The sequence below is a fragment of the Vibrio sp. Vb1166 genome (genome assembly GCF_033338695.1).
GTDB lineage: Bacteria > Pseudomonadota > Gammaproteobacteria > Enterobacterales > Vibrionaceae > Vibrio > Vibrio alginolyticus.
The window spans coordinates 162987-176363 of sequence record NZ_JAWOTE010000006.1; the positions used below are offsets into that span (position 1 = coordinate 162987).

Consider the following 13377-nt stretch of genomic DNA (forward strand, 5'->3'; position numbering starts at 1 on the left):
AATCAATAGAAAGAGAAAAAACGTCATGAACATTGATTTGAACCTAATTCCTCAAACGTTCGATATGCTTCACGCTGGCCTAACCGCATCGAGCGTTTTGCTTCTTCTAGTTGCAGTGTCGCGCAAATCAAAAGTGGTCGAGAAAGTGGTAGAAAAACCAGTCGAGAAAATCGTCGAGGTTGAGAAACCAGTTGAGAAGATCGTTGAAGTAGAAAAAGTAGTGGAAGTAGAGAAAGTCGTCGAAAAAGTGGTGGAAGTTGAATCAAAACTTGCAACCGCGTCAACGGACTCTGCAATGCAGCTGCTTTCTATCATGCAACAAGAAGCTCGCCTGATTGACTTCCTAAAAGAAGACCTAACGTCATTCTCTGATGAAGAAGTAGGCGCAGCCGCTCGCGTAATCCACACTGGCGGTCAGAAAGTACTGAACGACTACGTGACGCTAGCGCACGTTCGTAACGAAGACGAAGAAACTCGCATTACGGTTGAAGAAGGCTTCAACCCACAAGAAATCCGCCTAACTGGCAACGTAACAGGCAGCGCGCCATTTAACGGCACGCTAGTTCACAAAGGTTGGAAGGCAACATCAATGACGTTGCCTAAACTGGCTGAGAACTACGACGCATCTGTGATCGCTCCAGCTGAGGTTGAGCTGTAATGGAACACATGAACCAAGAAAACCATTCTCGAGAAGTGTCTGTTGAAACTCAACAGACGCCTAAATTCAGTGTTGGTATCGACTTAGGTACAACACACTGCGTCATGTCTTTTGTTGATACTCACGACGAAGACGCTCGCGTTGAAGTGATGCCTATCCCGCAACTTACTGCGCCGGGCACGGTAGAGACTCGCAGCCAATTGGGCTCTTTCCTTTACCAACCACACGAACACGAAATGAACCCGCAATCACGCGTTCTTCCGTGGTCGAGCGAGCCAAAAGCTCTGGTTGGTGCTATTGCACGTAACCTAGGTTCAAAAACACCGATTCGCCTTGTTGCAAGTGCGAAATCTTGGCTTTGCCACGCTGGTGTGAATCGTCGTGATGCCTTCTTACCAGCAGGTAGCCCAGAAGAAGTGGAAAAAGTATCCCCTCTTCGCGCGACAGAGCTTTACCTAGAGCACCTAAAAGACGCTTGGAATCACACCAATCCAAATCACAACCTTGCCGATCAAGACGTTACCATTACGGTTCCAGCTTCTTTCGATCCTGCGGCTCGAGACCTGACAGCCGAAGCTGCACGCAACGTTGGTTTTGTGCACCTAACGCTTCTAGAAGAGCCTCAAGCTGCGCTTTACAACTGGATTGATAACAGCAACGACAAATGGCGCGACGAAGTTGAAGTTGGCGACATCGTGCTTGTGGTCGATATCGGTGGTGGTACAACCGACCTTTCTTTAGTTGAAGTAACAGAAGACGAAGGCAACCTAACTCTGAACCGTATCGCGGTAGGTGAACATATCCTACTTGGCGGTGACAACATGGACCTTGCACTTGCGTACCGCTTGAAGATGAAGCTAGCGCAAGAAGGCAAAGAGCTACAGCCATGGCAAGTTCAGGCGATGACGCACGCATGTCGTGACGCTAAAGAAGCGCTATTGAACGACAGCGAGCTTCAGTCAGTGCCAATCGTTGTACCAAGTCGCGGTTCTAAACTGCTTGGTGCAACGCTGAAAACTGAACTGACTCAAGAAGAAGTACAACAAACATTAGTTGACGGTTTCTTCCCTCAAGTTGCGATTACCGATCACCCTGTTCAACGTAACCGTGGTGCACTAACGCAAATGGGTCTGCCTTACGCACAAGATGCAGGCATTACTCGTCACATTGCAGCGTTCTTGTCTAAGCAAGCCAATGCTCTTTCTGCTTCAGGAAATGGCGCAGAAGCAGCAGCTCAAGATTTCAACCCATTCGCTAACATGCCTGGTATGCCAGGTTCGGATGCAGCCCAATCAGCTGACTTCATCAAGCCAACAGCAATCCTATTCAACGGTGGTGTTCTGAAATCGAAACTTCTAGCAACTCGTCTAGAAGACACGATCAACGAATGGCTAATTGAAGCAGATGCTGAAATGGCAAAACGCCTAACAGGTGTGGATCTAGACCTTGCAGTTGCTAGCGGAGCGGCTTACTACGGCTCTGTGCGTCGTGGTCAAGGCGTTCGTATCCGCGGTGGTATTGCTTCGGCGTACTACGTGGGTATCGAAAGTGCGATGCCAGCGATTCCGGGCATGGCGCCTCCAATGGAAGCACTTTGTGTTGCACCATTTGGTATGGAAGAAGGTTCAAGCGTTGACGTACCAAGCCAAGAGTTTGGTTTGATCATCGGTCAGCCGGTTAACTTCCAATTCTTCGGCTCAACCGTTCGTCGTGATGACCTAGCGGGTACTCACCTAGACTACTGGGCACCAGAAGAGCTTGAAGAGCTACCAGAAATCCAAGTAACGCTGCCTGTATCTGAAGGTCGCCGTGAAGGTGAAGTGGTTCCGGTAACCCTAGCTTCTCGCGTGACAGAGCTTGGTACGCTTTACTTAGAAGCCATTGCCGCTGATAACGGTCAAAAATGGCATGTTGAGTTCGATGTGCGCGAAGACGCGAAAAGCAACTCAAACGAAGAAGAATAAATAGAAAATCAAACGGCATCCAATCGGGTGCCGTTTTTAAATACACGAAGGTTTGTATGGCATCTCCTCGTTTTCTTGTTGGTATTGACCTTGGCACCACAAACACTGTGGTGGCGTATTGTGAAATTACCGACAACCTTGAACAATCCGAAGTATCCCTATTCGACATCGACCAATTGATTGGTCCGGGTGAAGTGGTTCGTAAACCATTGCTGCCCTCTTTCCGCTATCACCCTGCGGTTGGTCAAATCTCCCCTTCTGACCTAACACTCCCTTGGGAAAACGAACCTGTCTCTGGTGACATTAGTAATGTGATCGTGGGTGAATGGGCTCGTGAGTTAGGCGCTAAGGTGGAAGGACGTCAGGTATCCAGTGCAAAAAGCTGGCTATCTCACCAAGCCGTGGATCGTAGCTCAGACATTCTTCCTTGGGCTGGTGCGCAAGACGTAGATAAAGTTTCTCCCGTCATTGCCAGCGCAAGCTACCTCAACCATATTCGTCAAGCATGGAACTACCGTCATCCTAGCAATAAGTTAGAAGACCAAGATGTGGTTGTGACCGTTCCAGCGTCGTTCGATGAAACCGCTCGTAAGCTCACGCTTGAAGCCGCTGAGTTGGCAGGTTTGAAAAAAATCGTCCTGCTCGAAGAACCACAAGCCGTATGTTACGACTGGTACGCACGCCACCAGCAAACCGCAGCTGATGAACTCAAAGAGTTACCGCTGATTCTGGTGTGTGATGTGGGCGGTGGTACTACCGACTTAAGCTTGATTGAAGCCAGTTTCTCTTCTCAAGATGAACTAGCCCTTGATCGTATTGGCGTTGGCGAACACTTGATGCTTGGTGGTGATAACCTCGATTTAGCATTAGCACACCTTGCGGAGAGCCGCCTTTCTCAAAATAAAGGGGAACAAAGTAAGAAGCTCACTGCCGCAAGCCTGACTAAGTTGATTCAGCAAACGCGTAAAGCGAAAGAAAACCTGCTTTCAGCGAATGCACCTGAAGAAGTGAAAATCACCATGCTGGGCAGCGGCTCGAAACTTCTTGGCGGAACAAAGAGTATTGGGCTGAGCAAACAAGAAGTGCACCAAATCGCTTTAGATGGCTTCTTCCCGCTTTCTGATTTCAGTGAAGTACCAGACAAACGTCGCAGCGCGGTTGTCGAGTTTGGTCTTCCATACGTTGCTGACCCAGCGGTGAGCAAACACGTAGCCGAGTTCTTAACTCAGCATCAGCAAGTTGCTCGTGCCGCTCTTGGCATTGAAGACGACAAACAAAATGCCATGCCAGTCGGTTTGCTACTTAACGGTGGTGTGTTCAATAGTGAACTTGTGACTGAGCGAGTCACTACCCTACTGTCCGATTGGCGCGGCGCTCCGGTTACGGTATTAGACAACCCACATCCAGATTGGTCTGTTGCACTAGGTGCTGTTGCGTTTGGTAAAGCACGTCGTGGTGCACAGCTAAAAATTGGTGGTGGTGCAGCGCGTTCTTACTTCTTGCATCTTCAAGAAAAGAACAAGATGGGCAAAGCGCTTTGTTTACTTGCAAAAGGTACAGAAGAAGGACACGAGATCCGCTTAAGTGGTCGTCGCTTCTCGCTTACCCTAGGTGAACCCGTTCGCTTTAACCTGCTGACTTCTACCCACGACACCTTAACCAATAACACCGCTATTCAAAACGGTGTGATGGTTGACGTTGATCCGGACTTGTTTGCTCCTCTTCCGCCTTATATCACCACCCTTGAAGGTGAAGGCGCCGAGCTACAAGCCAACCAGAAAGAGCGTGTAGAAGTGCAACTGGCGTGTCAGTTGACTGAAGTCGGCACACTTAAGATGGAATGTGTCAGCGCAGAAGACGATAGCAAACGTTGGGAGCTAGAATTCGAAGTTCGTAATAAGCAAACCGATGACAGCGAGCAAGTTAAGCTTCACCCTAAACTGAACGAATGTAAGGAGCTGATCGCTCGCCTTTACAGCGGTAATAAGAAAAGCGCGGAAAGTAAAGAGATCAAAACCTTAGCCAAAGATCTTGAGAAGAAACTGGGCAAACGTGATGAATGGGATTTCACTACCCTACGTCAACTGTTCGATACCTTTGCACAAGGTCGTAAGCGTCGCCGTCGTTCTGAACAACACGAGAAAAACTGGCTTCGTTTGGCAGGTTTTGCACTGCGTCCGGGCTTTGGCGATCCAACCGACTCATGGCGCATTGAGCAAGTTTGGGGTCTCTACCAGCAAAACATTCAGTTTAAGAACCATCAAGGTTGGACTGACTGGTGGGTATTCTGGCGTCGCATTGCCGGTGGTTTAAGCCAAGAGCAGCAAGAGACCATCTTGGCGGACATCGCGAAATACCTACACCCTGGCGCGATGAAAAACCCACAATCCGCCAAAGCAGCGCAAGACATGGGTTACGAGTCGATGGTTCGCTTGTCTGCCTCTCTAGAGCATCTAGAAGTCGAAGACAAAGTTCTATTGGCTACGTGGTTCTTGAGCAAAGCCATCAACCATAACCAGTTCGAACAAGCACACTGGTGGGCAATGGGTCGCTTGGCATCACGTACGCCTTTATATGGCAGTCAGCATAACGTCGTTCCTCGTGAACAAGCGGAACAGTGGTTGCCTAAGCTGTTAGAGCAGAACTGGCAGAAAGAGCCAATGATCGCTTTCGCAGCCGTAATGATTTGTCGTAAGACAGGCGACCGCCTATTCGATATCTCAGACGACTACCGTGAGCAGGTACTGGCTAAGTTGAAGCAAAGCAAGGTACCTGAATCTTGGGTATCATTGGTTGAAGAAGTCAAAGAGCTATCTGAGAGCGAATCGAAGCGTATCTTCGGTGATGCACTGCCAAGCGGTCTGACGCTGGTAAATAACTAAGCTCCCATGCTCATAAACGCAACAAAGCCCTTCTCGTGAAGGGCTTTGTTTTATCTGATTCTGCTTGCTGACGAAAGTCGACTCGTTAATTCATTTCCGTATTGATCACCACATCACGCGTTTCATTATCCATATCACTGATGCCGACCACTGAGATTTCACGGTCAGATAAATTCTCAATCATGCTGTCTTCCAACCCACCGTCCGTCATCCACGCATAGAATTTTTCCGCAATACGATCCGAACCTTCCCCGACAAACGTTAATGTGACCTTCTTCATTTGTGACACTCCATCAATTTACGATTCAGCCACTTAAGCGTAGTATGTTTCGCAAATATCGACATAAACTAGGACTAACTTCTTTTATGAGTATCGAAAAATTTGACGCGATTTATCAGCGCGCTGCCGAGCGTAAAGGTGGTGAAGATCAACTTGAAGCGCTTTTATCTCATCCACTAAGCAAAGAAGAATTGGCAGCGATTCCCGACGACCGTTGGCTGGCCGCTTTTTCGATGAAAGTATTCCAAAGTGGGATTTCGTGGAGTGTGGTTCGCAACAAGTGGCCGAACTTCGAAGAAGTGTTCTTTGGGTTTAAGATTGAGCCGCTATTAATGCTGTCAGATGAGCAATGGGAAACCAAAGCAACCGACAAACGCATCATTCGCCACCTCACTAAAGTTATGTCGATTCCTGCCAACGCTCGTATGATCCACGAAGCAAAAATCGAATACGGCTCGTTTGGCAAAATGGTTGCCGATTGGCCGCAAGATAAAATCACCGACCTGTGGGCGTATTTGAAGAAACGCGGTAATCGCCTAGGCGGAAATACTGGCCCTTACACACTTCGTCAAATGGGCGTTGATACCTTCATCTTGTCTAGCGACGTCGAGGCTTACCTGCGCAATTGCAAGATCATTGAAGGTGGCAAAGATACGAAAAAATCGCTCGATGCAACCAACAAAGCGTTTGTTCAATGGCAGCAAGAAAGTGGCAGAAGCCTGTCTGAGATCAGCCAAATCATTGCGTTCAGCACCGGCGATAATCGCATTTAACAGAGACTGAACCCAAAACAAAACGGCGCACCAAATATTGGATTTAGTGCGCCGTTTTTATGTTCATTGGTTCAAGTACAGACTTACTTTGAAGCCAGTGATTCCCACTCAGTCAGTAGCTGCATAATACGGTGAGAGTCTTCCCATGTTGCACAAGGGTTCTCTAACGATGTACGCCCTGCTTCAACCGCTTGGCGAATATTGCGCACTTGATAGAAGAAAGCGTCTCCAGCTGCCGATACAGACACCTCGCGCTTCGACGTCTCGTAAATTTCCACACTAAACTGGTTGTCTTGCGTTGGTAGCCATGGATTCGAGTCTAACGTAATACTGCCTTTACTACCCAGAATAGTGAATTGGTGTTTCAATCCATGATCTTCGGCGGTGTGTACGCTCGCCGTTTGTTGCTCACCGAATTGCATCATCAAACTCGATTCACAGATATTCCCATCGTTACCTCGTCGACCAATCGCCGTCATAGAGCGGTTTCCAAAGGCTTGTTCACCCAACATGGTTTTCACCACCAAATGCACCAATGACATTGGGTAGCAACCTAAGTTATACAAAGCACCTTTACTGTCTGGATTAACAAACTGCGCAATCGACGCAATATAAGACGTGTGGATGGAGCGAAGTTCACCAATCTCTCCCGATTTAAGCACAGAAACCAACTCGCTGATCAATGGGTGATGTAAGTACATCAAACCCTCAGCAAAGAATACCTTGTGCGTTTCGACTGCTTTTAGGGCCAACTCGGTTTTTTCCATATCTACCGACAGTGACTTTTCACACAGGATCGCTTTTCCCTGCTCTGCCGCTTTAACGATAAAGTCATGATGAAGGTGATTTGGCAATGCGATGTAAATAATGTCGACTTGCTCATCGGCAATCAACGCATCGTAATCGTTGAACGTATTCTCGATGCCATATTGCTCAGCGAATGTCTTTAAGTTCTGCTCCGAACGCCCAGCAACCGCGTACAGTTCACTCTTGTCATCGCCTTGGATTGCCTCAGCCATGACACCTGAGATAAAGCTTGTGCCTAAAATACCCCATTTCATGTTCGCCTCTCCTATTGAGCTTGGGTTTCGAATGCTTGAACTAACTCTGCCATTTCAGCCGCAATAAACGCTTGTGTATGCGGCATAGCAAAATGCGCTTCAATCGCGGCGCGGTTTTCATATCGCTCCCAAAGAATCACACGTTGTGGATCTTTAGAATCGTAGGTCGCACTCGCTTGCAAGCACCCCGCTTCGCTTTGCATATCAAGGCAAAATTGTTCAATGGCTTCAACTACTTGTTGTCTTGGCTTATCGGCATTCATTTTCAGTTCGGCGGTAACAAAAATCGTCTCATTCATGATGGATCTCTTTCTCCATTCTTAATCATACGCCCACTGTAATTAACCTCGTTTGATTGATAAACTCTGCTTTAGTTATTTCTTTATCAACTCTGGGTGTGCAATGGATAAATTAACAAGCATGAAAGTTTTCGCTTACGTGGTCGAACACGGCAGCTTTCGTAATGCTGCACACCACTTTGATATTTCACCGACCATGGTTGGCAAGCACGTGAGCTTTCTTGAGCAAAGCTTAGGTACACAGCTGATTCATCGGACCACGCGCAAACAGTCCTTAACCGAAGCCGGTAAACTCTACTACCAAGAGTGCCACCGCATTATTGAAGACATCACTAACGCAGAGAACTTAATCCAGACGCTGATCAACCGTCCAACCGGAACAGTAAAAGTTAACTGCCCTGTCACGTATGGCAAAAAGGTCATTGCTCCTATCGTGGCTGACTTCTTAGCTGAATTTCCCGATTTGAACGTTGAGCTGATGTTGGACAACAATTTGATTGACCCATATCGAAGCGAAGCAGACGTGATTATTCGAATCGGTGAGTTGGTCGATTCGTCGTTAGTCGCGAGAAAATTGGGTGAATACCACATGACTTACTGCGCCTCACCCTCTTACCTTGAACAACATGCCCCTATCCAATCGCTTGATGACCTTGAACATCATCATTGTTTGGGGTTTCAGTATCACCAAGGAGAAAGCCAACAAGTGGTGAACATGCCATCTAATACCTTTGGAAACAGTAACACCCGATTAACGTCTAACAATGGTGATGTGCTTAAGTTTGCTGCGTTAAAAGGCTCTGGTGTTCTTCTGCAACCAAAGATCTTAGTTGAACAGGAAATCCAATCTGGCGCCTTGGTAGAAATTCTCCATTCACACATTCCCAAGCCAAAACCGATCCACCTGCTTTACCGTTCAAAACAGCTTTCCCTTAAAAATCGCACCTTAGTCGATTTTGTTCTTTCGCATGTGAATCCGTAACGCCCCACATAAAGCGGCGACAATTTAACCATTTAATTAACTTTTATTGTCGATATGACAAATATTATTGCTTGTTAATTGTCTTTATTTTTCATGTTGTTAGTCAGAAACACCCATAACTAGGCATAATTTATTGATTCACACCAATTGCATTGCTCTAACAAAGTGACTAGGATTGCCGCCTTTCCTGAGTGAACTATCAAAAAAATATCGAGAAATTTAATCTAATTTCTCTTCCTGTTCGTGTGCAATCACAACATTTACACTCATTTCAAATTGCATAAGCACATTCCTTTGCTTATGAAAACGACATTGATTTCTCAACGCTGTTAGTCACGTATGTGGCTTTTTGGCTTGAGAGAGATTTTTATTCAAGGTAGGTCACAAGGACGCTACCCCTTGACTGCATTTACTGGAGGATAAGATGCCTAAAGGTCTAATGCTGACTGACTTAGCCATCGCTGGCTTACTATTAATTTTGGCAAAAGTCATTCGCGTTCACGCGCCATTATTACAGCGTATGTACATTCCATCGGCGGTTCTCGCAGGATTATTCGGTCTAATTTTTGGACCAGCCCTGTTAGACGTACTGCCTTGGACCGATACGTTTACCGCTAACGCAAGCCTATTAACTGCTGCACTTTTTTCTGCGTTAGGTCTGGCAACGGATGTTCCATCACCTAAAACCGTCGCACAGCGTGCTGGCTCATTGTGGGCGTTTAACCAAATCGCTTCTGTTTCTCAGTGGTTGTTTGCAGCAATGTTTGGTCTAGTTCTCACAACCTTCTTCTGGCCAGAGATTAATCCTGGCTTTGGTGTGACAATGTCTGCGGGCTTTATGGGCGGACATGGCTCTGCATCTGTTGTTGGTGAAATCTTCACGGGGCTTGGCTGGGAAGATGGCTTCACACTTGGCTTAACGTTCGCAACCGTGGGTATTTTCATCTCGATTTCTGTCGGCATGCTCATGCTGCAATTCGCATTGAAGATGGGTTGGATTCGTAGCTTTACGACCTTCGACAGCATGGACGAACACGAACGCAAAGGCCTTGTTAAGCCTGATGATCAAGAACCGGTAATGAAAGACACCATGTCTTCCCTGTCGGTTGATTCTTTCGCGATTCACGCTGCGTTAGTGGTTGTCGTAACCGCTTTCTCTTATGTCGCCGCCAACTACTTGTCTTCTTTCCACGATAAGGTGCAGATCCCGACGTTTGTAACTGGCTTCCTTGGCGGCATGCTTGTGCGAATCATCGCGAAACAAACGAAAGCTTCACGCTATCTTTGTGACGGTGCATTCAAACACGCTGCGGGCATCAGTACCGATTATTTGATTATCTTTGGTATCTCAGCCATCAAGATTACCGTCTTAGCCCAGTATTTAATGCCGATGGTAGTACTTGCAATCGGCGGTATCGCCTTCACACTATGGCTAATCTTTTGGGTAGCGCCGCGAATCATGGGTGAAGATTGGTTTGAGAAAGGCATCTTCTCTTGGGGTTGGTTGACCGGTACGGTAGCTATGGGTATTGCGTTGCTTCGCATTGTTGATCCAAAAATGCGTAGCAAGGTGCTTGATGATTACGCCATCGCTTATGTCCCTGGCTCAATCACTGACATCTTCATCATCTCTTTGATGCCAATCGCGATGTATAACGGCATGCACTGGCAAGCGCTTGGTGTAGGATTAGGTTACATCGCAATTGTCTTATTTGTTTGGCGATTCATTTTTAAACGTAACAGCAGTGCTCTGACACACGAATCTTAGTCGCTTTACTCGGGAGGATTTTATCCTCTCGAGTTCATTCCTTGGTTTTTATCAAAATCACTCCTCATCTCGAAAATAAGCAACTTGTTTTATATTTGAGATTTGCAATCCCGATCTCTTACTATCATTCTTTTTTAATACTTGACCTGAAAGTTTCTATATCAGAATAGCCGCCTATTCGTTTCTAAAACATGGAGAAAGGCTGTGCGTCGCTCTCAAGGATTTACTCTTATTGAACTCATTGTGTGCATCATCATTCTTGGTATTGTAAGCGTCGTTGCATTTCCTAAATTTCTTGGCTTACAAAAAGATGCCAGAGTGGCGGTTCTATATGGAGCCAGAGAAGCACTCATGACCGCCAACAACTTTGTCTACACCAAAGCAGTGATTCAATCTCAAGAGACAGTAGATGGCGGCATACAATATAACATTGATCTAGATAATGACGGCCATAACGACCTAATTGGTTACTTTGGATTTATCAAAAATGTTATTCCAGCAAAAGAGCTAGCAGGCTTTGATCCGCAACTCACTATCAACACTTGGTATGGGGTAGATAGCCCAGACGAGCCCTACTTCCTTATTGGTTTTGCAAACAAGCCTGTTGGTCCAGAACATATGTGTTATGTCGAAGTTTACTACCCAGAAACTCCTGGTGGCCAAGTGAAATACAAAATACAAACTGACGATTGCTAATTCCCATAGAGAGTGGCAGTAACACTTTTACTTTTGGTGTCTTCATCGTTATTGCAAGGTCATGGCTCCAAAACCACCATTAACAACTATTTCACATAATGTCGTCGCACAGTTAGCTCATAGAGATAAAACCAGTAATTTGCGCCGACACATGGCTATAATTGAAACAATCTATCGTTTTTAAACCCGCCTATAACTTGTGCTTGTAAACTCATCATTTCGCTCAATAATAGTTCTATAACAAATTCAATAATTTAAAGCGGGAGGCGTAATGAGAATATTCTGGCAGCTACGTTGGTATTTCCAACAAAAGTGGAGGCACTATGTCGGATCCATTCTGCTTTTCGCTGTGATATCAGCACTACAGCTTGTTCCGCCCAAAGCAGTTGGCATCATAGTTGACGGCGTCGTAGACAACACTTTAGATACAAATACGCTGATTCTATGGCTGTCAGGGTTAACTGTACTGATCTTTACCATTTATGGGTGTCGCATCTTATGGCGAATTTGGCTTTTCGGCGCAAGCTGGGAGCTCGGGACCATTCTACGTAACCGTCTATATAGGCATTTATCGACACAGCCACCTCGTTTTTTTGAACGTTACAAGACGGGGGATCTGATGGCTCGTGGCACTAATGATGTGCGTAATATCGTTATGACAGCCGGCGAAGGGGTTTTAACCGCCGCAGACTCTTTGATCACTGGTATTGCGGTTTTAATCATTATGATAACGCAAGTAAGCTGGAAGCTCACCGTAATGGCGCTTCTTCCAATGCCATTTCTTGCCATCATCATCTTCTTTATTGTGCGCATCCTACATCAACGCTTTCGTGTCGCTCAGGAAGCCTTTTCTACCATGTCAGACATGACACAAGAGTCACTTAATGGCGTGCGAATGCTGCGTGCTTTCGGATTAGAAAACCAAGAGCAGCAACGTTTTGAAGAGGTTGTGGATGATACTGGCGAAAAGAACATCGCTGTTGCAAGAGTCGATGCTAGATTTGACCCGGCAATTCAGTTAACCATCGGTCTTTCTTTCCTTCTTAGTGTCGCTGCTGGTGCTTACCTTGTTGATAAAGGTGAGATCACGCTTGGTGATCTGACCGCATTTACGATGTATTTAGGGTTGATGATATGGCCGATGCTGGCATTCGCATTCCTATTTAACATTTTAGAAAGAGGCTCAGCTGCATGGAACCGACTACAAGAGATCTTTGATGAAAAGCCAGAAATTATCAGTGGTAATAAGCCAATAGAAAATAAACCACTTCCGTTAAAAATTGATATCGACGATTTCCACTGGTCTAGTGATTTACCGCCCGCTTTGACGGAAGTAAACATCGAACTTGAACCCGGAAAAATGTTGGGAGTTGCAGGGCCGGTAGGAAGCGGAAAATCGACCCTGTTAACACTACTTTTGCGTCAACATGATTTAGAAAACGGCTCAATTAAATTCGGGGATGTCGAGATCAAGGATGCCCTACTACCGCAGTGGCGCAACCGTTTTGCTGTCGTTAACCAAAGTCCGTTTCTATTCTCCAAATCTATCTTCGAAAATATTGCCTTAGGCAACCCTAATGCAGAGAAAGAAGAAGTCTATAGAGCAGCAAAGTTAGCCTGTATACATGACGATATTGAAAAGTTTCCTGAAGGCTATCAAACAGAAGTTGGTGAAAAAGGCATTACACTCTCCGGCGGGCAAAAACAACGTATTGCGATAGCACGCGCTATGCTGCTGAATGCTCAAGTGTTGGTTTTGGACGATGCACTTTCCGCTGTTGATGGACGGACCGAACATCAAATCCTTAAGAATTTGGAAACATACTACCGTAATCAGGCCCTAATCGTTATTGCGCACCGCCTCACCGCTTTGGAAGCAGCAGACGAGATCATTGTATTGAATCACGGACACATTACTGAACGTGGGCAACATAGCGCGTTATTAGCGCATAAAGGCTGGTACGCCGAGATGTTCGAGTATCAGAAACTAGAGCAGGCGATGGAGGAATAATGA

11 protein-coding genes are annotated in these 13377 nt (G+C 46.3%); 8 read left to right on the forward strand and 3 right to left on the reverse strand.

The window, feature by feature from the left end; all coding sequences use genetic code 11:
* Positions 1 to 25 precede the first annotated feature (25 nt).
* The 3 genes from R7E51_RS09170 to R7E51_RS09180 are packed head-to-tail and all read left to right on the forward strand — an operon-like array spanning position 26 to position 5504.
* Positions 26 to 658, forward strand: a complete 633-nt coding sequence (locus R7E51_RS09170; RefSeq protein ID WP_005389474.1) for a DUF2760 domain-containing protein — start codon at positions 26 to 28, stop codon at positions 656 to 658.
* Positions 658 to 2622 carry an Hsp70 family protein gene (locus R7E51_RS09175; RefSeq protein ID WP_017820642.1) on the forward strand — a complete coding sequence of 655 codons (1965 nt, stop codon included), beginning with the start codon at positions 658 to 660 and terminating at the stop codon, positions 2620 to 2622. Before R7E51_RS09170 ends, R7E51_RS09175 begins: the two co-directional genes overlap by 1 nt.
* A gap of 56 nt (positions 2623 to 2678) precedes the next feature.
* The gene (locus R7E51_RS09180) at positions 2679 to 5504 is read left to right on the forward strand and encodes an Hsp70 family protein (protein WP_017820641.1); all 2826 of its coding nucleotides are present in this window, start codon (positions 2679 to 2681) and stop codon (positions 5502 to 5504) included.
* Positions 5505 to 5589: 85 nt separating this feature from the next.
* On the opposite strand, the gene R7E51_RS09185 is transcribed toward R7E51_RS09180, so the two are convergent.
* Entirely contained in the window at positions 5590 to 5784 is a 195-nt protein-coding gene (locus tag R7E51_RS09185) for a hypothetical protein (RefSeq protein ID WP_005377692.1), read from the reverse strand.
* A gap of 86 nt (positions 5785 to 5870) precedes the next feature.
* Here R7E51_RS09185 and R7E51_RS09190 point away from each other — a divergent pair, with 86 nt between their 5' ends.
* Entirely contained in the window at positions 5871 to 6557 is a 687-nt protein-coding gene (locus R7E51_RS09190; RefSeq protein ID WP_017820640.1) for a DNA-3-methyladenine glycosylase I, read from the forward strand.
* An 83-nt stretch (positions 6558 to 6640) separates the two neighbouring features.
* On the opposite strand, the gene R7E51_RS09195 is transcribed toward R7E51_RS09190, so the two are convergent.
* Together R7E51_RS09195 and R7E51_RS09200 are read right to left on the reverse strand one after the other, a co-directional pair.
* Positions 6641 to 7618, reverse strand: a complete 978-nt coding sequence (locus R7E51_RS09195; RefSeq protein ID WP_017820639.1) for a Gfo/Idh/MocA family protein — start codon at positions 7616 to 7618, stop codon at positions 6641 to 6643.
* 11 nt (positions 7619 to 7629) lie between these two features.
* Positions 7630 to 7917 carry a putative quinol monooxygenase gene (locus R7E51_RS09200; protein WP_017820638.1) on the reverse strand — a complete coding sequence of 96 codons (288 nt, stop codon included), beginning with the start codon at positions 7915 to 7917 and terminating at the stop codon, positions 7630 to 7632.
* Positions 7918 to 8020: 103 nt separating this feature from the next.
* Between R7E51_RS09200 and R7E51_RS09205 the strand changes: the two genes are divergently transcribed.
* The 4 genes from R7E51_RS09205 (at position 8021) to R7E51_RS09220 (ending at position 13374) form a co-directional block, all read left to right on the forward strand.
* On the forward strand, positions 8021 to 8899 hold the full coding sequence (locus R7E51_RS09205; RefSeq protein WP_017820637.1) for a LysR family transcriptional regulator: 879 nt from the start codon (positions 8021 to 8023) through the stop codon (positions 8897 to 8899).
* A gap of 424 nt (positions 8900 to 9323) precedes the next feature.
* On the forward strand, positions 9324 to 10667 hold the full coding sequence (locus R7E51_RS09210) for a sodium/glutamate symporter (RefSeq protein ID WP_017820636.1): 1344 nt from the start codon (positions 9324 to 9326) through the stop codon (positions 10665 to 10667).
* A 204-nt stretch (positions 10668 to 10871) separates the two neighbouring features.
* Positions 10872 to 11363, forward strand: a complete 492-nt coding sequence (locus R7E51_RS09215) for a type II secretion system protein (protein ID WP_005377704.1) — start codon at positions 10872 to 10874, stop codon at positions 11361 to 11363.
* Between the two features lie 271 nt (positions 11364 to 11634).
* Positions 11635 to 13374 (forward strand): ABC transporter transmembrane domain-containing protein, encoded by a 1740-nt coding sequence (locus R7E51_RS09220; RefSeq protein ID WP_017820635.1) that lies wholly within the window; start codon positions 11635 to 11637, stop codon positions 13372 to 13374.
* Positions 13375 to 13377 lie beyond the last annotated feature (3 nt).

Bases quoted from the DNA above. Each gene is read 5' to 3' on its own strand.
- R7E51_RS09170 (WP_005389474.1), top strand. From the start codon at position 26: ATGAACATTGATTTGAACCTAATTCCTCAAACGTTCGATATGCTTCAC.
- R7E51_RS09190 (WP_017820640.1), top strand. From the start codon at position 5,871: ATGAGTATCGAAAAATTTGACGCGATTTATCAGCGCGCTGCCGAGCGT.
- R7E51_RS09205 (WP_017820637.1), top strand. From the start codon at position 8,021: ATGGATAAATTAACAAGCATGAAAGTTTTCGCTTACGTGGTCGAACAC.
- R7E51_RS09185 (WP_005377692.1), bottom strand. From the start codon at position 5,784: ATGAAGAAGGTCACATTAACGTTTGTCGGGGAAGGTTCGGATCGTATT.
- R7E51_RS09195 (WP_017820639.1), bottom strand. From the start codon at position 7,618: ATGAAATGGGGTATTTTAGGCACAAGCTTTATCTCAGGTGTCATGGCT.
- R7E51_RS09175 (WP_017820642.1), top strand. From the start codon at position 658: ATGGAACACATGAACCAAGAAAACCATTCTCGAGAAGTGTCTGTTGAA.
- R7E51_RS09180 (WP_017820641.1), top strand. From the start codon at position 2,679: ATGGCATCTCCTCGTTTTCTTGTTGGTATTGACCTTGGCACCACAAAC.
- R7E51_RS09220 (WP_017820635.1), top strand. From the start codon at position 11,635: ATGAGAATATTCTGGCAGCTACGTTGGTATTTCCAACAAAAGTGGAGG.
- R7E51_RS09210 (WP_017820636.1), top strand. From the start codon at position 9,324: ATGCCTAAAGGTCTAATGCTGACTGACTTAGCCATCGCTGGCTTACTA.
- R7E51_RS09200 (WP_017820638.1), bottom strand. From the start codon at position 7,917: ATGAATGAGACGATTTTTGTTACCGCCGAACTGAAAATGAATGCCGAT.